This is a genomic window from Novosphingobium sp. AAP83, assembly GCF_001295795.1.
Classification (GTDB): domain Bacteria; phylum Pseudomonadota; class Alphaproteobacteria; order Sphingomonadales; family Sphingomonadaceae; genus Novosphingobium.
Genome location: NZ_LJHY01000016.1, coordinates 312,530 through 332,678 on the forward strand (window position 1 = coordinate 312,530; position 20,149 = coordinate 332,678).

At 57.3% G+C, this 20,149-nt stretch carries 17 protein-coding genes and 1 tRNA gene; 6 read left to right on the forward strand and 12 right to left on the reverse strand.

The window, feature by feature from the left end; all coding sequences use genetic code 11:
- The first annotated feature begins 4 nt into the window (after nucleotides 1–4).
- Genes IP81_RS08225 through IP81_RS08240 form a run of 4 tightly spaced genes read left to right on the forward strand, consistent with a single transcriptional unit; the run spans nucleotide 5 to nucleotide 3,843 of the window.
- Nucleotides 5–907 carry a VOC family protein gene (locus IP81_RS08225; RefSeq protein ID WP_054107496.1) on the forward strand — a complete coding sequence of 301 codons (903 nt, stop codon included), beginning with the start codon at nucleotides 5–7 and terminating at the stop codon, nucleotides 905–907.
- A 2-nt stretch (nucleotides 908–909) separates the two neighbouring features.
- The gene (locus tag IP81_RS08230) at nucleotides 910–2,067 is read left to right on the forward strand and encodes a S9 family peptidase (RefSeq protein WP_054107748.1); all 1,158 of its coding nucleotides are present in this window, start codon (nucleotides 910–912) and stop codon (nucleotides 2,065–2,067) included.
- A 30-nt stretch (nucleotides 2,068–2,097) separates the two neighbouring features.
- A complete protein-coding gene (locus IP81_RS08235) occupies nucleotides 2,098–2,877 on the forward strand; it encodes a cyclase family protein (protein ID WP_054107497.1) in 780 nt (259 codons plus the stop codon).
- A 3-nt stretch (nucleotides 2,878–2,880) separates the two neighbouring features.
- Nucleotides 2,881–3,843 carry a fumarylacetoacetate hydrolase family protein gene (locus tag IP81_RS08240; RefSeq protein WP_054107498.1) on the forward strand — a complete coding sequence of 321 codons (963 nt, stop codon included), beginning with the start codon at nucleotides 2,881–2,883 and terminating at the stop codon, nucleotides 3,841–3,843.
- Between the two features lie 214 nt (nucleotides 3,844–4,057).
- Here the strand turns inward: IP81_RS08240 and IP81_RS08245 are convergent, their stop codons facing one another.
- Together IP81_RS08245 and IP81_RS08250 are read right to left on the reverse strand one after the other, a co-directional pair.
- The gene (locus tag IP81_RS08245; RefSeq protein ID WP_054107499.1) at nucleotides 4,058–5,263 is read right to left on the reverse strand and encodes a trans-acting enoyl reductase family protein; all 1,206 of its coding nucleotides are present in this window, start codon (nucleotides 5,261–5,263) and stop codon (nucleotides 4,058–4,060) included.
- Nucleotides 5,264–5,868: 605 nt separating this feature from the next.
- The gene (locus IP81_RS08250; RefSeq protein ID WP_054107500.1) at nucleotides 5,869–7,488 is read right to left on the reverse strand and encodes a PQQ-dependent sugar dehydrogenase; all 1,620 of its coding nucleotides are present in this window, start codon (nucleotides 7,486–7,488) and stop codon (nucleotides 5,869–5,871) included.
- Between the two features lie 179 nt (nucleotides 7,489–7,667).
- On the opposite strand from IP81_RS08250, the gene IP81_RS08255 reads away from it, so the two are divergent.
- Nucleotides 7,668–8,456 (forward strand): TetR/AcrR family transcriptional regulator, encoded by a 789-nt coding sequence (locus tag IP81_RS08255; RefSeq protein ID WP_054107501.1) that lies wholly within the window; start codon nucleotides 7,668–7,670, stop codon nucleotides 8,454–8,456.
- On the opposite strand, the gene IP81_RS08260 is transcribed toward IP81_RS08255, so the two are convergent.
- From IP81_RS08260 to IP81_RS08295, 8 genes are read right to left on the reverse strand one after another with little or no spacing between them, the layout of a single operon-like run.
- Nucleotides 8,431–10,413, reverse strand: a complete 1,983-nt coding sequence (locus tag IP81_RS08260) for a pyrroloquinoline quinone-dependent dehydrogenase (protein ID WP_054107502.1) — start codon at nucleotides 10,411–10,413, stop codon at nucleotides 8,431–8,433. The genes IP81_RS08255 and IP81_RS08260 overlap by 26 nt on opposite strands.
- Before the next feature lie 4 nt (nucleotides 10,414–10,417).
- Nucleotides 10,418–10,657, reverse strand: a complete 240-nt coding sequence (locus tag IP81_RS08265; protein ID WP_054107503.1) for a biotin/lipoyl-containing protein — start codon at nucleotides 10,655–10,657, stop codon at nucleotides 10,418–10,420.
- Between the two features lie 10 nt (nucleotides 10,658–10,667).
- Nucleotides 10,668–11,660, reverse strand: a complete 993-nt coding sequence (locus tag IP81_RS08270; protein WP_054107504.1) for an alpha-ketoacid dehydrogenase subunit beta — start codon at nucleotides 11,658–11,660, stop codon at nucleotides 10,668–10,670.
- 12 nt (nucleotides 11,661–11,672) lie between these two features.
- Nucleotides 11,673–12,668 carry a thiamine pyrophosphate-dependent dehydrogenase E1 component subunit alpha gene (locus IP81_RS08275; protein ID WP_054107749.1) on the reverse strand — a complete coding sequence of 332 codons (996 nt, stop codon included), beginning with the start codon at nucleotides 12,666–12,668 and terminating at the stop codon, nucleotides 11,673–11,675.
- A gap of 18 nt (nucleotides 12,669–12,686) precedes the next feature.
- A complete protein-coding gene (locus IP81_RS08280) occupies nucleotides 12,687–13,973 on the reverse strand; it encodes a M24 family metallopeptidase (RefSeq protein ID WP_054107505.1) in 1,287 nt (428 codons plus the stop codon).
- Between the two features lie 3 nt (nucleotides 13,974–13,976).
- Nucleotides 13,977–14,423 carry a cupin domain-containing protein gene (locus tag IP81_RS08285; RefSeq protein ID WP_054107506.1) on the reverse strand — a complete coding sequence of 149 codons (447 nt, stop codon included), beginning with the start codon at nucleotides 14,421–14,423 and terminating at the stop codon, nucleotides 13,977–13,979.
- Nucleotides 14,424–14,454: 31 nt separating this feature from the next.
- Complete coding sequence (locus tag IP81_RS08290; protein WP_054107507.1) at nucleotides 14,455–15,216, reverse strand: SDR family NAD(P)-dependent oxidoreductase; 762 nt, start codon at nucleotides 15,214–15,216, stop codon at nucleotides 14,455–14,457.
- Nucleotides 15,213–15,533, reverse strand: coding sequence for a putative quinol monooxygenase (locus IP81_RS08295; protein ID WP_054107508.1), 321 nt, complete (start codon nucleotides 15,531–15,533; stop codon nucleotides 15,213–15,215). The genes IP81_RS08290 and IP81_RS08295 overlap by 4 nt, the downstream gene beginning before the upstream one ends.
- A 17-nt stretch (nucleotides 15,534–15,550) precedes the next feature.
- Between IP81_RS08295 and IP81_RS08300 the strand changes: the two genes are divergently transcribed.
- Complete coding sequence (locus tag IP81_RS08300; protein WP_054107509.1) at nucleotides 15,551–17,059, forward strand: tetratricopeptide repeat protein; 1,509 nt, start codon at nucleotides 15,551–15,553, stop codon at nucleotides 17,057–17,059.
- 95 nt (nucleotides 17,060–17,154) lie between these two features.
- Here the strand turns inward: IP81_RS08300 and IP81_RS08305 are convergent, their stop codons facing one another.
- Both IP81_RS08305 and IP81_RS08310 read right to left on the reverse strand, forming a co-directional pair.
- Nucleotides 17,155–19,479, reverse strand: coding sequence for a TonB-dependent receptor (locus tag IP81_RS08305; protein WP_054107510.1), 2,325 nt, complete (start codon nucleotides 19,477–19,479; stop codon nucleotides 17,155–17,157).
- A 584-nt stretch (nucleotides 19,480–20,063) separates the two neighbouring features.
- Nucleotides 20,064–20,139, reverse strand: a tRNA-Thr gene (locus IP81_RS08310).
- Nucleotides 20,140–20,149: the final 10 nt, after the last annotated feature.

The following is a 20,149-nucleotide window of genomic DNA, read 5'->3' on the forward strand; positions in this document are numbered from 1 at the left end:
AATCATGAGCCGCGTGAACGACATCCGCTACGTCGGGTATGGTGTTGCCGATCTGGATGCTGAAAAGGCCTATTATCTAGACTTGTGGGGCCTGGAACTGGTGGAAGGCAATGATACTACGGTCTGGTTGAAAACACCGGGGCATGACGAACATCATGTTGTCCGGTTGCGCAAAGCCGAAGCCAACCGCATCGACATTGTTGCCTTGGCAACCGAAGACCGCGCAAGCGTTGATGACCTGCATGGCAAGGTTGCAGCTTCAGGCGCAAAGATCGTCCATGCCCCGCGCGACTTGACCAGCCCCGGGGGCGGATACGGCTTCCGTTTCTTTACACCCGATGGTTTGCAGTTCGAGATTTCGAGCGATGTCGCGCGCGGACCAGCGCGCGAGCTGGAGCGTTGGGAAGCTGTGCCCGAACGGATCAGCCACATCGTGCTCCACTCGCCCGATCATCACGGGCTGGTCAAATGGTTCTGCGATGTGCTCGGCTTCAAGATCAGCGATTGGCTCGGCGATTTCATGTGCTTCTTGCGCTGCAATACCGCGCATCACCGGCTTGCAATTTTGCCCGGGCCGCCATGCCTTGATCACGTGGCCTATGATATGTTGAGCGTGGACGACATGATGCGCGGCGCACACCGCCTGAAGGTCAAGGGCACAAACATCAGTTGGGGGCCGGGACGACATACCGCTGGCAACAACACGTTCAGCTATTTCGTCACACCGGGTGGCTTTGTGACCGAATATACCGCGGAACTCGAAGTGGTAGATTTCGAAAACCGCGAACCCAAAGTCTACCCGCCAGCGCCGCTGGTGATGGACCAGTGGGGTATCGGCGTCGGCGGGCCACAAACCATGCCGCACTCTGTAGCTAATCCCGACCTATTCGTGTCGGCGGGAGATTGATCGTGGCACTGTTTGAATACTTTCCGAATTACATCTGGAACCTCTCGGTCGCGATCGCGATGGAAAGCGGTGGCCGGATCGGTGAAATCATCGATATGTGCCAACCGATCAAGGATGCTGCCGCTTCCGGGTCTGATGCCGGAACGCCGCAATTCATGGCGCAATGGGCCGCTATGGGTGCCAAGCTGCTTGAACTGGCATCAGAAGATGAAGCCAAAGGTCGCCTGTTTTCCGCGTCGGACAAGCTGGAGCGCGCCTCGCTCTATCTGTTCACCGCCGAACGCATGCAGGGCCACGGCGCTCCGGGCCGCACCGAAACTTATGCCAAGGCGCGCACGGCTTTCGAGAAATCGACAGTGCTGGGAAAGCTCAACCGCGAACGGGTGGAAATCCCCTTGGCAACTGGCACCATGCCTGCGCTGTTCACCCGCGCACCCGGCGATGGGCCAAAGCCGGTGGTGGTGTTCTGCAACGGGTTGGATAGCTGCAAGGAATTGCTCTACTGGACCCGCCTGCCCCATGAACTGGCGCGGCGCGGCATTTCAACGCTCTGCGTAGATCAGCCCGGCAGTGGTGAGGCCTTGCGCCTTCAGAACTTGGCTGTTGACCCCCATAGCGAGAACTGGGCCTCCAAGGCCGTCGACTGGCTGGAACAACAGGCTGATGTTGACCCCGCGCGTATCGGCATGACCGGTATCAGCCTTGGCGGCCACTTTGCCCCGCGCGCGGTTGCCTATGAGCCCCGCTTTGCCAGCGGCGCAGTTTGGGGCGCCAATCACAATTGGCGCGAAGTGCAGGACAAGCGCCGCGCCAATGAAGGCGAAAATCCGGTGCCGCATTACTGGGCGCACGTGTTCTGGGCATTTGGTGCCATGGACATGGACGATTTCCTCGAACGGTCATCGGCGATGAACCTCAACGGCCACATGGACCGCATCAAGGTGCCATTCCTCGTCACGCACGGTGCCAAAGATCGCCAGATCAGCGTTGGCTATGCCGATGATCTTTATGAGCAACTGGTCAATTCGCCGCACCGTAAAAAGGTGATCTTCACCCCACGTGAAGGCGGTGTTGAGCATGTGGGCGCGGATAACATGTCTTATGGACGCGATCTGCTGGCCGACTGGTTTGCCGAGACTTTGGGTGGCAACACCAACTAACCCCAACTTTTTGCCTGAATTGGAAAGACTATGACGCGCCGATTTGTCGACCTCTCGATTACGCTTTGCAACGATGTGGTCAGCGACCCACCGTTCCTTCGCCCTGAAATCACCTATCAAAAGCATGGTGAGACGATGGACGAACTGGGCCATTTTTTCCCCGGCGTGACCGCAGACCAGACGCCCGATGGCGAAGGTTTTGCTGCGGTGGAATGGGTGAAGCTTACCACGCACAACGGCACGCATCTGGATGCGCCATGGCATTTCCACCCCACGCAAGACGGCGGCAAACCATCGCTGACGATTGATGAAATCCCTCTCGAATGGTGTTTCCAGCGCGGCGTGAAGCTTGATTTTACCGCCCTGCCCGATGGCTATGTCGTCACCGCCGACGATGTTGCCAAAGAACTCGCGCGGATCGGCCATGATCTGCAACCGCTCGATATCGTGCTGGTCAATACCGCCGCTGGAAAGGCGCTGGGCGATCCCGATTATGTCAGCCGTGGCTGCGGCATGGGCTACGAGGCGACAATCTACCTCACCTCGCGCGGTGTGCGCGTGACCGGCACCGATGCCTGGAGCTGGGACGCACCCTTCGTCCACACCGCGCGCAAGGTTGAGGAAACCGGTGATACTTCGTTGATCTGGGAAGGGCATAAGGCCGGTCGCGATATCGGCTATTGCCATCTCGAAAAGCTGCACAACCTGGAAGTTCTGCCACCGCACGGCTTTACAGTCAGCTGTTTCCCGCACAAGATCCAAGGCGCATCAGCGGGATGGACCCGCGCCGTCGCCATTTTTGAGGATTGATCAATGCGCTTGGCAACCCGGCAAAATGGCACGCCCGATGGCGAACTGGTGATCGTATCGGCAGACGGCTTGCATTGCGCGCCCATCGCGGGCTTCCCGAACCTGCTCCAAGCGCTTGAGAACTGGCAGGCGGCGCAGCCTGCACTCATGCTGGCAGGACAAAGCCTCGCCGCAGGTTCGGGGGAGCACCTCGATCCCGCAACCTTGCGCGCGCCCCTGCCTCGCTCATGGCAATGGCTCGATGGATCGGCCTTCCCTACCCACGGCGATTTGATGCAGGTGGCCTTTGGGCTTGACCCGATCGATAAGGTGCGCCCGCTGATGTATCAGGGCATGTCCGACCGGTTCTATGGCCCCAACGATCCCGTGCCCTTCCCCGATGAAAGCGACGGCATCGATTTCGAAGGGGAATTCGGCGTAATCGTCGATGCTGTGCCGATGGGCACCAGCCCCGCCGATGCCGCCGCGCACATCCGCCTGATCGTCCAGATCAACGATTGGTCGCTCCGCGCCATCGCCCCTGTTGAAATGAAGACCGGCTTTGGCTGGGTTCAGGCCAAGCCCGCGTGCAGCATGGCACCATTTGCTGTCACCCCCGATGAACTGGGCTCAGGCTGGCGCGATGGCCGCATTTGCCTTGATCTGGAAGTGGTGTGGAACGGCAAGCGGTTCGGCCTCGTCAACGGCGAACAGATGGCGTTCTCGCTGCCCGAACTCGTCGCCCACGCCGCCCGCACGCGCGATCTTGTCGCTGGCACCATCATCGGCACCGGCACCGTCTCGAACGCAGAATACGCCGTCTGCGGTTCTGCCTGCATATCCGAACGCCGCGCCATTGAAATCATCGCCGACGGTGCCCCCGCCACCAGCTTCATGCACTTTGGCGACACTATCCGCATGGAAGCGCGCGGGCCCGATGGGAACACCCTGTTCGGCGCGATTGATCAGCAGATCGTCAGCATCTGAGCCTCAAGTCTATTGCAAAAAACGCAACCGCAACGCTACTCTTCGCACTTGCAGCAAAGTGCGATCTGAACGAAAACAAACTCGCCTTTCAGGCATCCTCTCCCAAACTTTCCAAGGGCCAGCGCAAGCTGGCCCCTTTTTTTACGCGCTGCGCAAGCATAGCGCCACTCGCCCCATGAGCGCGGCTACAGCACGGATCTACGCGCAAGACCGTCTATGGAATTGTCTCGAACGTAAGTCCGGCGTGCGCCTGAAGCCGGGCGATCAGCCTGTCGCCAAGGATCGTCGCTGGCGTCCAAAAGCCTCCCGGCACTTCATCCGGCACGTCTTTGGCAAGGCACGCTGCGGCTTGAGACAGCATCTTGGCGGTTGATCCATAGCCGGGATCGCGGTCACCGGTGACACGGCACCTGATCTTGTCGCCCTTGGCCGTTGATCCAAGGAAAACCAGATCAAACCGTCCTTCCCGTTGCGCCTTCTCGTCCGGTCCCTCGCCCGGTTTTGGTAGCACCCTGGTTTCCAGCAGCCAGCGGACCGGGGGTATCGCCAGCCCGATCATCAGCGCACCCATGCCCCAAGTCGCCACCCGGGCCACACCCTTGCCTTTGGTCACTATGGCTTCTTCGTACCTGAATTCAGCACCATAGCTATAGTCGCTCAACGCGTTTGAGCGATGCACGACCCGGGTGTTGATGCCAGCCATGATGAAGGGCGCTATCCATGCGCCATAGGCATCGTCATATGCGATCTTCACATCGTGTTGCTGGACAGACAACTGATGCCCCGGCGGGCACAGGCTGTAGGGGTCTTTCAGCTCGCGGCGCAGATCGGCATCGACCACCGCTTCCTTGACCATGTTGATCATGCTCGCAACGGTGCCGCCTGAAGCGCCACCCTTCATGGTTGCCACGCGCATGTCGATCCGGTCACAGGTTTCACCGAACTGTTCCAGGGCTTGGCGTTGCAGAAAATGGACACCCATATCAGAGGGGATAGAATCAAAGCCGCAGCAATGAACGATCCTCGCGCCACTCTTCTTCGCGTCCGCTTCATGGCGCAATTGCATCTTGCGGATCCACTGCGGTTCCCCCGTCAGATCGCAATAATGCGTGCCGGTTGTGGCGCATATCTGCACCAGCAAATCACCATAAAGCGCATATGGGCCGACGGTGGACATCACGACTTTGGTCTGCGCACACATCTGCTGCAATGCGGCTTCATCCGCCGCGTCAGCCACGATCATGTCAATTCCAGAAAGCCCGATCTCGTCACTCACTTGTTGCAGCTTGCTTTGTGACCGTCCGGCAATCGCCCACACAACCGACCCGTCTGCAAACTGATCTTTCATGTACCGCGTTATGATCTGGCCAACGAAACTGGTGGCCCCGTAAACGATAATCTCGTATTTCTTATGCGTCATAATTGTTTCCAGTGCCCCAAGAATTGGGGCTGCCGACACCGGCTGAGCAGCCGCCCCCGTGTACCGGCGGCAAAAGTGTGTAAGAAACTGCCTGCATCAGCAAGCCAATAAACAAGCTCCCCTTCCACACGCTGGAACAGCGCAGCGTGAAGGCTTGGGCTTGAAGGTCACGCCAGCAGGGGCAAAAGTCTATATCTACCGCTACCGCTATCGGCTACGGGTAGCGCGTCAAGGTCGCGCAAGCTCTACACTGCACGAATGGCTTTAAACCTGCTGACGCAGCCGTAAGCGAACGAGCGTGAACCCGATCGTCGTCGCAATGAAAAAGGCAGCAATACCAACCTGCAGTGATCCTGATCTATGAGGATTGCTTGAGCCCGTCTGCTGGCGAGGAGCAGTCGCAGCGGCGATGAGGTTCATCGTTGCAAAGCTGCGACGCTGTCCAGCGGGCGGGCTCAAGCAATCCTGCGAGCGATTTTTGGCGGTCCTCTTGATCAGGAAAATCGCCTCAGGCCAGGCGAGAAATCAAGTAACGGCCAAGTTGGTGTTAACCAGAAGCATAGACAAAGGAGAGGTTTGAACATCTTTAGTCCATTTATAACTGGCTACGGATTTTCACTTGCTGACTTTTCAAGATAGCTTGCGATCTGGAGCACGGTTTCCAGGTCATCGATCGGCGAAGCCACCATTTTTGTGCCCGGATAATAGGTTTGCGGGTTGGAGATGAAGGCCACCAGCGTATCGCGATCCCATTGCACGCTGGTCTTGGGATCTCGCAAAGCCGCAGAATAGCTGTATCCCGGCAATTGGCCGGACCGACGGGTGGAGACTCCGTTCAGGTTCGGTCCGATCTCTCCGGTGGTGAAGCTGCCGGCAACATGGCAACTGGCACAATTCTGCCCAAAGAGTTTGCGAGCGCGTTCTTCATCATATTTGAAATTGAACAATGTCTGGGTAAACCGCTCCTGATAGACGCCGCGGCTGTTGAAGTCTTTTATCATGTCGCCCGTAACCGGGTTCTGGAACGGCATTGCAACACGTTTCGCTTGGGCCGCGGAAGGCGCACCTGGCCGGATGCGCAGCAAACGGCCCTTTGAAGAGTCTGTTATCGCATAGATAAAGCCATCCGGGCCGACAGCCACAGAACGAATCCGTTCCTTGATGTCATCCATCAACGCTTCTTCCTGCACCACAACATTGTCTTTGATGCGCAGGCGGCGCACCACATGCCCCATCAGTTCGCTTGTAAAAAAGTCTCCGCGCCAGCGAGGGAACTGCGAGCCGTTGTAATAGACGAGATCGGACGGCGCACGTGATGGCGACCAGGATGCTACAGGATCCACGAACGCGGGATCTTCCTGCTTGTCGGACATGGCGCGCCCTGTGTAGTCAAAACCCCACGAAACCAACGGCCAGCCATAGTTGCCACCAGGTTTTACGAGATTCAACTCGTCCCCACCCTTTGGTCCTAGATCAATGACATAGATGCGACCGTCGTCGGTGCGGGTGATCCCGGCAGAGTTCCGGAACCCGATTGCCCACAGTTCCGGCAGAGCACCTTCGACCTTGCTGAACGGACCGTTGGCGACGGCACGACCGTCACGGTCGATATGGATGATCTTCCCGGAATGATTGTCGGTCCGTTGCACCATCCCGCGGCTCCCTTGCCCGCCGGAACCCACGCCAACCAGCATGGTCTTGTCAGGCAGGAACAGTATTCTGAGGATGCTGGGTCCTCCCGGCGGGGCTGGCCGGGCTGTGCTGAAGATTATCTGCTGATCAGCGAGGCGCTCGCCGTCAAAACGAGCCTTGAGGATCGATCCGGTCCTGGCGCTGTCGGTACCGGTTACGAATGTCAGGTAAAGTGTTTTGTTTGTTGCAAAATCAGGATCAAGCTTAACGTCCAGCAGACCATCGAAAATGCTGCCGTTCAATACCTCCGGCACCCCTTCAATGGCTTTTGGCTGCAAGGTTCCCTTTTTTACGATGCGCAACTTTCCAGGTCGTTCGGTGATCAGCATATCGCCGTTCGGTAACCACGCCATTGCCCACGGGTGATCCAATCCGTTGACCACCTCTTCAGTCCAGTATCCTCGATCATCCACGCGATCGGCAGTTGCCGCACGGCTGAGGCCTGTCATCAGAAGGGCGAAACATGCGAATACCGAAATCGTCGGCGGACCGTAACGCCGCAACTGCGCGTTCCCTTTGCTGTTGTGTTTCATGACCACCTCGAAAAACTCCTTGCCTGCGCAGTTACTTTTGTAGAACGCAATTTTTCCTGCAGGCTGATGCCACGAGCATTTACTCCCGGGCATTGCTGTCCATGCTCAAACCTTCTTCTCGATGACCTCAACGCCTGTCTTGTTTTGATTTTAGAAAAACTCTTCGGACATGATTGTGAATGAAAATCAGCGACACCGATACTAACAGAGCGGCCATCCAGCGTCGTAAATATACAAGCGCGATCATGACAAAGCGGCGCCAGCGAGTCATTGATTGCGCCCATCGTATTCTGGGTGAAGGCAACATTCCCGCACTCACGATCGAACGGCTGAGCCGTGAAGCGGAAGTGGCGCCCCGCACGATTTACCGCTTGTTTGGAAACAAGGAAGGCGTGGTTCAGGCCACGGTGCAGGACCGGTTGAGCGAGGTGCGCAGGCATCTGGCCAAACGACAGGCCGAATACTCGATCGACGTCGTCTTTGCCGAGTTGGACTGGATGGTCTCGGAGATGGAGCGGGACGACGAATACGCGCGGGTTGTCATCGGCTTTTACTTCTCGATGGAGCAGCGCGAGGCCGCAATCCAGGAATTGCGTTCGGTCGGTTACAACCGTTGCCGCAACTGGCTCGACCGTGAAATCCTGGCGGGCAATACCGAAAAGCGCCTTGATCTCGAGCGCATTGCCCAAGAGTTCGTGTCCATGGAATTTCTGGTCTACCAACGTTGGGCCACGCGTAAAGTAACGGCCGAGCAATGCCGGTTGGAACTGCACAGCAACTTTCTCAAGATGGCCGCTTTGGTGCTTACCGGAGCCGCCCGCGAGGCTTGCATCAAGATGTTGGTCGCGAAGCAAGCCCAGCTCGGTTCGAGCGAAATCGGCTCCTTGGCTTCGACCAACCGAGCGGAACGGGATGCCGGTCTCCACTTTGCAGGGGCGATTTCTAGCGCGGAAGAGCATAAGCGATAATCTCGTCCGAGCGCCCGGTCTGGAACCACATGTGCTGGCCTGACGCGACGACCACATATTGACGCCCGCCTGCCATGTAACTCATCGGCGTCGTCTGGCTGCCGCCGGGCAACTTGTCTCGCCACAGTTCCTTCCCGCTTTTCATCTCAAATGCGCGTAGAAACCCGTCCATGGTAGCGGCGATGAAAAGGACCCCGCCAGCGGTGGTGATCGGGCCTCCGATGTTCGGCGTACCAAGCCCGACGTCGAACCATAAGGGAACAGGAAATTCGTGGTTGATCGTGCCCAATGGCACGTCCCATAGTGTTTTCCCTGTCGCCAGATCGATTGCCGTCAGCCCTCCCCATGGTGGCTTTGTACAGGGCGCGCCCATTGGTGAAAGCAGCCATTCGCGCTTTACCTCGTAAGGCGTGCCAGCCATCGGCGAGACATCCTCGTGTGCCGAAAGTTGCACTGTACCGCTGCCGCTTCCCTCACGTTTGCGGAGCTTGATGACAGAGGCGATGCGGCTGCTGTTGATGAAATAGATTTGCCTTGCTGGATCGATTGCACCAGCACCCCAGTTAGCCCCCCCCGAGGCGGCGGGATACGTGATGGTGCCGCGCTCGGTAATGGGGGTAAACAAGCCTTCGCTGCGGTATTGCGCAATCAGATTGCGGCATTGAGCCTTGTCCCAGAAGGTAAAGCCCCACGCATCGTCCGGCGTCACCTTTTGCGGAACTATCGGGGCAGGCAAACGCGGACGAGGCTGCGTGGGCGATAGCCATTCTCCGGGAACTCCGCCTTGCGGAACCGCCATTTCATCAATGGGAAACAGCGGGGCGCCGGTGCGACGATCGAGGATGAAGACAAAGCCCTGTTTGGTCGGCTGAACCAGCGCGGGAATCGATTTGCCGTTACGGACGATATCCATCAGCGTTGGCTGGGCAGGGGTATCATAATCCCAGATGTCGTGATGAATAAGCTGCCGGGCCCAGACAAGCCTGCCGCTTCGCGCATCAAGCGCCACGATGCTGTTAGCGTGCCGATTGTCGCCTGGCCGCAATCCGCCATAGTAATCCGGGGAAGCGCTCGACGTTGGCAGAAAAACAAGGCCGCGTTCTTCGTCTGCTGCCATGACCGACCACATGTTGGCCGCACCGGTCGTATGGCGACTATCGCCGCCCCAATCCTTATCTGCACCGCCCTCCTGCGGAATGGGATCAAAAGTCCATGCAGGCGCACCGGTTCTGATGTCAAATGCACGAATAATGCCGCGCGGGGCAGACGCCCGGACATTGTCCAAAACCGAGGAGCCAACGATGATGCGGTCGGACACCACGGTTGCCGGAGCCGCAAGTTTGACCTCACCCTTGTGATGAACAGGGCCGGGATCAACACGCACGACCCCACCCGATCCAAAGTCCGGGCAAGGCTTCCCCGTACGGGCATCAAGGACGACCAACTGCAAGTCGACACTTGCAAGCACGATACGTGTCTGACAGGCGGCTGTGTCCGGCAATGCATTATCCTGCCATTGCGACAGGCCGCGACAGGCATATTGATCGGGCAAGGCCAAATCGGGATCGACCTTGGAGTCATAAACCCACACCTCCCGCCCTGTCGCCGGATTCAGAGCGATGACACGCGAAAACGGCGTGCAGGTGATCAGATTTCCTGCTGCCAGAATTGGCGTTGTCTCATTTGTGCTGTTGACGAGCTGTGCCGGCTGACGCCGGGTGAGCTCGCCCGTGCTGTAACGCCAAGCAACCTTGAGGTGCCCTACATTTCCGGGAGTTATCTGTGCGGCTGCGGTATAGCGTGTGCCCGCATTGTTAGCGCCCCATTGCGCCCATTCGGTGTTGGCTGGGCCTCCTTGCGGGATTACCAACGGAGGCAGCGCAGGATTTGCACGCCACCAGAGCACGCCGGCAGCAATAGCGACCGTTGCGATTACGAGAAGGAGCCGACGAGCCATGGAATCAGACTTCGATCGTGGCAATATGAGCACGCACGTCGACAGTATCGCCTTCGTCGGCAACAATCTCGATCAACGTGCCAGCCGCAGGTGAAGGGACCTCCACGGTTGTCTTTGCGGCTTCAATTTCCACCAGTGGCTCGCCATCGGCGACAGTATCACCGACAGATTTGAGCCAACGGACGATCTCGCCATCTTGCATTCCCATACCGAATTGAGGCAGGAGTACCTTGAGTTTTGCCATTTTCGTGTCCTCAAGCTTTCATACGGGTATCGCTGCGCACCAGTTGGCTGGCAGCGGCGATGATACGATCGACAGTGGGATAAAGCGGCTTTTCGATGTCGGGCGAAAACGGCAAATGCGTATCGGCCGTGGCCACCCGAAGGATCGGCCCGCGCAATGCATCGAATGCATGCTCGACGATCTGCGCGGAAATTTCACTGGCTGCGCTGCAATTTTGATGCGCCGGATCAACTACAATCGCACGGCCTGTTTTGCGGACCGACTGCAAAATAAGCGCAATGTCCAGCGGCACCAAGCTGCGCGGATCGATTACCTCTGCCGAAATACCATCCTTTGCAAGCTTCTTGGCCGCTTTCATGGCCAGAGGGACTCCCCCGGCGATGGCGATGATAGAGATGTCGCTTCCCTCTTGCTTGATGTCCCCGCAACCAAGCGGGATCATAAAGTCCGGATCCTCGGGAACGTCCATTTTACCCGACCAGCACGTGCTGTCCTCAAAGCAGAGCACCGGATTATCATCACGGATTGCAGCTCTGAGCAGCCCGAGTGCATCATAGGCGTTGGATGGCACGATGATCTTGAGGCCGGGCACGTTCATGAACATGGAATAAGGCCGGTCGCTGTGCTGGGCAGCGTTGGAATTGCCATAGAACATGCAACTGCGGATCACTAAGGGGAGACGGGCCTGCCCTCCGTAAATGTAGCGTGATTTTGCGATGATGCTGATGATCTGGTCCATCGCAGGATACAGGAAGGACGAGATAGTCGCATCGACGATCGGGCGTGTTCCGACCATCGCTGCACCGGCTGCGGCTCCGATAAAGCCGTTTTCGGAGATAGGCGTATCGCGCACCCGCTCTGTGCCGAAAGCTTCAACGAGGCCGGTTGCCGTACCGAATACGTTGCAGACGAGGTCTTCACCCATAAGAAATACGGTTGGATCGCGCTGCATCTCATCGAACTGAGCTTGCCGGATCGCCTCCAGATAAGTCAATTTGGCCATGATCGTGTCCGTTCAAATTTGGACGAAGGCAGGGATCGGAAGGCGATCCACAAAGACGTCGTCAAAGGCTTCAGCTTGTGTCGGATAAGCGCTGTCCCGCGCGAATTGCAGCGCATCGGCCACTTCTGCGGACACCTCATCCTCGATCCGGGCGAGAACATCTGCCGCGACGCCCGAATCCAGCAGGCGGGCACGGTAGAGATCAATGGGGTCGCGCTTTTTCCATTCGTCGACCTCGTCCCCGCGATCAAGCAACACCCGGCCCATATTCACGGCATGGTCTGCGTAACGGTACGTCAGGGTTTCGATGAAGGTTGGGCCGCCACCGCTTCGCGCTCTCGCCACAGCTTCAGCCATGACAGCTTCGACGGCATCGACATCTTGTCCATCCACTTGGGCAGAAGGCATGTCATAGGCTTTAGCACGGTCCGTCATGTGCTTGACCGGCACCCCTGCCGAAGATGGGGTTGAAACTGCATAACCATTGTTTTCGCAACAAAAAATAACCGGCAGTTTCCAAACAGCAGCAAGGTTCATGCCTTCGTGAAAAGCACCTTCACCCGTTGCGCCATCTCCGAAGAAGCACAAGGTCACTCGGTCATTGCCAAGCAGTTTCGAACCCAGCCCTGCCCCTGCCGCCACCGGCACACCGGACCCCACAATGCTGGTCTCGCCAAGGCTGCCGACCGAGAAATCCGACAGATGCATGGATCCGCCCTTACCCTTGCAGATGCCGGTGGCCTTGCCCAGCAGTTCAGCCATCAGCGGACGAAGCGCTGCACCCTTTGCGATCGGGTGGCCGTGGCTGCGGTGCGTGCCGACCATGTAATCATCGTTGCGCAGCACGATGCAGGTACCAACGCCCGAAGCCTCCTGTCCGGCGTAAGTGTGAAGCGCGCCCGGGATCTCGCCTTTGGCATGAATGGCCTCGGCTACCGTTTCGAAATGCCTTATGCGCAGCATGCGCCGCAATTTTTCAAGCGCGTTGCTATTGGAGATGTCGGTCATCGTCATCTTCTCTCAATCTTATTGGGCGTGTGCGGGTATCGAACCTGCGACAATCAATTCCAGCGGCGCAGAATACATCGGCTCTGCGGCCCCGCTGGTGATGGCGTAAACGTTTTCCATGTGGCAGGGCCCATGGCGTGTGCCGAAAAACAGGCTGTCAAGGCTGATCAGCATCCCCTCCTCCATGATGAAACCCTGCTTGACCCCGGCGAGCCCCGCAGAGGGATAGGGCAAGGGGATTTCCAGCGGCATGAAGCCGATGCCATGCGCCACGACGAGCAGCTTTTCCGGCGATGTCACGCCGTTTGCGCGCAGATGTTCCAGTCCGATCGCAGGTAAGCTGTTGGTCGAAACACCCGGTCGTAGATGGTCGACCATCTTGAGGAAGCCGTCGCGCAAGATGTTGTGCAGTTGTTGATAGGCAGCTGTCGGCTTGCCGATAACTGCCGTGCGGTTGATGTCGATCCAAAGCCCGTCATGCAGCCCCTGGGTCTCGAGAATGACGATATCACCGCTGCGCAACGCGCGATTGCCGGCAGTGCGAAAGAGGTCGGGGATGAAATCATCGCCCTCGTAACTTCCGCCGAAAAGCATGCCGCCATCATCCACCGGGATGACCTTGTTTCGCACCATGAAATCACACAGACGCGCCTGGACATCATTCCAGTCCGCACCTTCATGTAGCAGGCTGCCGGCATGGGAAATGACGCTGTCCGCCAATTTGCCAACTTTGCGGTAGCGGGCCAACTCCTCCGGCGTCTTCACGACGCGCACCTGCATGATCATATCGAGTGCATCGACGAACGTATGTGGTGCATGGCGACCAACCGCCACAGACATCCGGTGCTCATCAAAACCAATCGTTGCGTTTGTCAGCCCGTGATCGGCCAGTGCAACGCCGACGGCGGCGGCAACGTCGGGTTGACAGCTTCCGCGAATACTACCGGCGATTGCCATAGCATCATCGGCCAATTGGGACGCTTTGCGGTCCGGATCGATGTAACGGCTGACCTCACAAAAATTCAGCATGTCGAAGGTGCGAATTTCGTCGAATTGGCAGGTCTGGGCATCGCGGTTCAAGACAGCCACCACCCCAACAGTCGCTTCTGGAATAACTAGAATTACGGGGGATGATGGATTTGCCGGGATAATTGCAGCGGCAAACGGTTCCATTTGCGTCCAGCGTTCAAGGACGGAATGATATCCGGTGACATAGCGCACGTCGTGGGGATGCGTGAGCACCAGAGCCGCAAGCCCTTCAGATGCCATGCGCGAGCGAAGGCGCGTAATATGCTGGCCAGTCATGGTTCAGGCCGCTGCTTTGGAGATATCTGCCTGCGGGGTGCCAGCAGTTAGATCGCGCAAGAATTCGTGGTTCAGGATGAATCGCACTTCTCCTGCATCATCGGTGAAGGCAACGGCGCCGTGGCCCATGAAAAGGTATTCCGTCGGAACTTCGCAGCGGGCCTGACTGTGACGAGAACCGATCGGCTCGTACCCGAATGTGCCAGCTGGCGCAGACCCTACATCATAAATCAATTCACCGCTGACGACGAAGTACTGCCCATGACCGAGATGCCAATGTGGCGCAAAGGTCGCGCCAGGCTGCATCGAGACCCACAAAACCCAGTCGCCTGTCTCTTCGCTATAGCGAAGGAGGCGGATGCTCGTGCCTTCCCCGAGTTCGTGCGTATCAACATCGGCGATGTTGATGATCAGGTCACCGATTTTTCCGGCATCGTGTTTTGCTATCATTATCACTCTCCTTGGGCCGCCTAGGGCGGGCTTACATCGTGGCAGTGAGACCCTCATCCGCAGCAATGACCGCGCCATGCAACGCGCTTGACGCTGGACTGACGAGGAAAAGTATCAGGTCGGCAATCTGGACAGGGTCCATGAAAAATTGCCGCCTCGGACTGGGATGCCCTTCCATCAGCAAGGCAATTGCTCCCTCGCCCTCGGGCGTGCGCAACGGCGCGGTCAATGGCGTTGCCACCGCGCCCGGGCAGACACAGTTGATCCGGATGCCTTTGGGGCCTTGCTCTGTAGCCAGTGCGCGCGCAAGCATTGCGACGCCAGCTTTCGAAGCCGAATAGGCGCTGTCGCCCGCGCGGCCAGCGGTACCGCTAACCGAGCTGACAAAGACAATGCGCCCTTCCCCATGGGAAATCATGGCTGGCAGAACCGCTTGGGTAACGTAGAAGCTACCCTTCAAATTGACGTCGATATGGCGATCGAACAGATCAATCGGGCTTTCTGGAACAGGGTTCGACTGCCAGACAGCCGCATTGTTGATCAGGATCTGGGCTGGTCCCAGGATATCGGCAAGTTCTGCAACGCCGCGCATGACGGCAGCGGCATCGGCAAGATCAAGCTGTCTGGCACAGGCGATGTCCCCCCGGGCAACTGCTGCATCGAGCTCATCTTGAGGCGCGTTCGAGAGCACACCCACACGCACGCCCTGTGCGGTCAATGCCCGCGAAACAGCCTCGCCAATGCCCGATGTGCCGCCGGTAACCAGCGCGACTTGGCCCGTAAGGCCGGTCATAGCGCCATGCCTCCGCCGGTGGAGGTATCCGTCAAAGGCTTGCAGCGCGTTATGACAGGCTCGCCTTCGACGCAGGCCCATCCTGCTGCCGACATGGCCTTGTGATACGGCATTTCAGGATGAGCGAGGTAGGCCGCTTCGTTGGCAAACACTTCTGTTATCAGGAAGACCGAAGGATCGTCATCCGAGCGCATGACCTGATACACTAGCACGTCAGGCTCGCCGGCCCGCACGTCTTGCTGGAGTTGGGTCATCAATTGTGCAAACTCGTTTGACTTATCCGGTTTTGTACGGACATGCATGACGATACCGATCATTAGTCAGGCCTTTTCAGATGAGTGAGAGAGTGTTGCAGAATGCCGCGCAACTGGCTCAGGGGCCCAAGCCCGAACTGGCTCGTCCACTGATTACCAATCTGCTTGCTACAGCGCCTGATGACGCCGATGCGCTCACCTTGCTCGGCATTATCGAACAGCGCGCCGGCAACATTCCAGCCGCACTTGCTGCGCTTGGCCGCGCCAGAGAATGCGATCCTGCTAATCCTGCCCGGCTGGGCAACCACGCTTTGGCCCTTAAGCGAGCCGGGCACTTTAACGAGGCTATTACAGCTTTGCAGGAAGCGTTGGCATTGCGCCCGCGCGCACCCGTTACACTTGCCAATCTCGGAGCCTGTCTCATTGAAACCGGGCGCCCCGGCGAAGCGGTCCCCCACCTCGAACGGGCGCTCGAAATCGATGATCGGCATTTTGATTCGCTGAACAATCTTGCCATTGCACTCACGCGCATTGGCAAGGCAGCGGAAGCCTTGCGGATTTATGACCGCGCACTGATGTTGCGCGCCGACCACCTTGAGACCCGGCTGAACCGGATCGATGCCCTCGCTGTGCTTGACAGTCATGCTGCGGTCAACGAGGTGAAGGCCATGCTGGCAAGGTATCCGGAACACCCCCGTGCCTCGAACCAGTTGGGTATGCTCCTTGAGGCTCAAGGAGAGCGCGACGACGCGATAGAAATCTATCGATCTTCCATCGACAAAGCCGGATTGTTTCACCCAATCGGTGTGAATCTTACCCGCGTACTCGTGCAAACCGGTCGCTATCGGGAAGCCATCACGCTCGCGGACCAATTGATCAGTGACCTTCCCAGCGTCACCACCCCGATGGCACTGAAATGCGCGGCCCTTGCGCGGGCCGGGCTCCATACAGATCTTGAAGCAATGCTGGATCTCGACCGGTTTGTAAAAATCATCGACTTTGAAGAAATTGATGGTTTTGCCAGCAGAAAAACCTTTGATGCAGAACTGGCCCGAGAGCTTTCCGGCCACACATCGCTGACCTTTGACCCTAAGGGACTGGTTACGCGTCAAGGCTGGCAGAGTGACGATCTGGCCGATGCCACAACGCCTGCACTCTCCGCGCTCATCAATCTGGCAAAAAATGCCATCTCCACTTATCTCACCAACCTGCCCGAAGGCGATCATCCCTTTCAGATGGCGCGTCCGGACAAATGGTCGCTGACGATGTGGGGCACTATCCTGAACCCGGGTGGCGAGGTCGGGGCGCATATTCATGCTCCCAACTGGCTCTCGGGCGTTTATTACCCCGATTTGCCAAATGTCGTTTCTGCAAGTGAAGAGGGCTGGCTTGTTATGGGTGCCCTGCCGAACGAACTCGGTGGTGGTGGAATACAGCGGCGATACGAACCCGCTGCCGGCCGAATGATCCTGTTTCCGTCTTATATCTGGCATGGGACTTTGCCATTTTCCGGAGATCAGCCTCGGCTGAGTATTGCGTTCGATTGTGTTCCGATGGGCGTCGGGCGGCCTCATCGCCTTGAACGCTAACCGCACCGGTCTGGTTAAACCCCAAGGTTTAACCAGACCGGCACGACGGTCATCTCGTGCTGGCGCAAAAAACAAGGATCGCCTTGGTACGACCATCAGAATTTTGCAGCCAGCTCAATACCGTATGTTCTTGGAGGAGCGTAGTTGGTGAAGTTGAACAATCCAGCGACCGAATTTGCCGATACGCGATAGACCTTGTCCAAAAGGTTGCGGCCGAACACCGACACTCGATAACGATCGCTAGGCGAAGACCAGATCAGACTGGCCCCGACAAGCGTGCGGGCCTCGCCCTGCGTCCGCTCAGCGTTCAAGGTTACCGATTCAAATTCGGACTGGTAATTCATATCGGCATTTACACTGACCGACCCCCAAGGTTGTGGCGGAAATTCGTAATTTGCCGTCAGGTTCGCGGTGACTTCGGGGACATTTCGCAGCTTGAGGAAGCTTGCATCGACATTGCGTCCGCTGCCATCGATATCGGTGAAGAATTGAAGGTATCTTGCCTCTTGCCAGCCGAATGAAGCCCCAAGGGTGAGGCCGTTAACAGGCACTGCGGCGAATTCCATTTCAATCCCGTAGACCTCGGCCGATCCGGCATTGGTAGTGCGGGTTTCCTGCCCTGGAAGGCCTGTGATCGGGTCCGTGAACGGCACCACCGCGTCGCGCTGCAAGTCGTTATATTTGACATAGAAACCCGCTGCGTTGAACCGTAGCTTGCGGTCTGCCGTTTCGGTCTTGATGCCGACTTCGAAGCTGTCGGCAGTTTCTTCCCCGAACGGAAGCGCTGATGTTGCCGTCATGGCCTGCTCGTTATAGCCGCCAGATTTATACCCTTGGCTGTACGTGAAGTAGCTGTTTACGCTATCGGCAATTTCCCACCGCACACCAGCGCGGATAGTTGGTTTGGAAAAACTGGCGTTGTCAGAAAATTCTGGCCAGAAGCCGGTAGCAATTGTGGAACGGCGCACTTGTGGCCGAACAGAGAATGACTTGTCTTCCTTGGTGTATCGCGCCCCGAAGAAGGCATATAGTGGATCTGCGATCTTGTATTCGGCCTCGCCGAATACGGCATAGCTGTCGACCTTGTAATCAGCAGTAGATTGGTTCGGGTCGCTAAGCGCGGTAGGGTCGCCAAGGAAGCGAAGGAACCCGAGGAACGATGTTGCGCTCGCGTCCAGCGTCTGCCCCCAATACATGCCGCCAACAGTTATCTTGAACCGATCCGAAAAATCGGAACTGAACCGGCCTTCGAGGCTATATTGTTCGCGAACATCATCGCGAGTAGAAACAAATAGATAGGCATTTTCGCCCGTATAGTCAGAGGGCAGGATGGATTTTGCCCGGCGGTAGCCGCCGACAACGGTGAAAGCTCCCAGATCTGCGGCACGGTGTTCCGCGCGAAGATAGACTCCGTCAACATCTATGCGATGGCCATTTAATGTACCTGGGCAGCGAGGAGCGTTGGCGTCGCCTGCACAGAGGGTTGTACCGGTGTCAAAAGGACTTCCTCCGGTCGTTTGAATGCCAGGAAAACCTAGAACATCAAAAAGAAAGCCTCGTGGTGACTCGTTGACACTTGGTGGACTGCCTCCGCGATCACGCAAAATCTCGTAGGTCAGCATCACGTCCGTTTCGGAAGATGGTTCCCACAGCAATTTGGCACGCCCACTAAAATACTCGGGGCTTCCGAGCGGACGGTTGTCACCAGGTGTCTGCCCCGGAACGACATCGACCGTGTTGGATTTGGACTGCCTGTAAAACCCGTCGCCTTTCAGATACGATCCTGACGCCCGGAAAAAGAGGTTGGAACTGATCGGCACGTTAAGCGACGCTTTTGCTGAGAACGTGTTGAAGTTTGCATATCCAAGACGGAGTTCAGCGGCCAACTTGTCGTCCGGCCGTTTTGTCATCACGTTCACAACGCCGCCAACGGTGTTCTTGCCAAACAAGGTTCCCTGCGGCCCGCGAAGAACTTCGATTCGCTCGATATCGAACAAGTCAAACAATTGGGTTTGGACGTGGGCGAGAACAAAATCGTCGACAACGACACCGATGGCAGGTTCAAAAGTCAGGATGATGTCGCCTGTCGACTGGCCACGAATACCGATCGAGGCAGCGTTGAACCCGGGAACATTGGTGATTACGACGTTAGGAATGTCGCCGGTTAGCGCGCGAATATCGACTGCGAATTTGCGTTCGATTGCCTGCGAAGAAAACGATGTGACTGCAACGGGCGTTTCCTGCAACGATTCAGAGACGCGGCGCGCCGTTACCACAATCGCGTCAAGACTGGATGTCTGGTCTTGGTCGGCACCACTTTGAGCATCGGTCTGGGCCAATGCTGTTGAACTGACGCCTGAAATCATAGCAGCGAACATTGCCGAGCAGGCAACGAATTTACGTCGGCGGAAACCACCCATAGCACTCTCCCAAGTGGCACTCGGCCGTTTATTGACACGGCTCGAAGTGTGACGCGCCATTCTCCGGCGCAGCCATAAACAAACATATATGTTCATTTTTTGAAAGAGGAAAAATCAAGCATGATTGATTTTATTTTGCCAAGATCATTCGCGATTTCCAGCCGAGGAAATCCGCCGAACCAAAAAGGCGTCGTTCAATGTGGAAAATTCGCAAAAGGGGATAGGCCAGCTTCTTTGGCACGAACTCAAAAATCGGGTTAAGCCGCCTGCCTCTGCAGGAGTATTGCCGCCGTCAGAAACAGTGGTTGTATGCCGCCGCTGCGGTATGAACAGAAAGCCGACGAGTGTCTGCTCATAGAGCTTTTGCTGCCCGACATGCCGCGAGGAGTGTATTAAATCGATGACCGGCGACCAGCCGAAAGCCCCTCCCAGTCCATGAACGCAAGGACTAAAGCAGAGCACATCGGGTTGGGCGTGGGTCGGGTGGAGTTTACGCCCGTTCGGCAGTCAAAATCGGCCCGTCAAAGGTAACGCACTTTGGTAGGAAGACCATGATTTTCCTTGGGAAAGCACCTTAAAGAAGGTGGTGCCGCTTAGAGGATTCGAACCTCTGACCCCATCATTACGAATGATGTGCTCTACCGACTGAGCTAAAGCGGCGTGCCTTGTG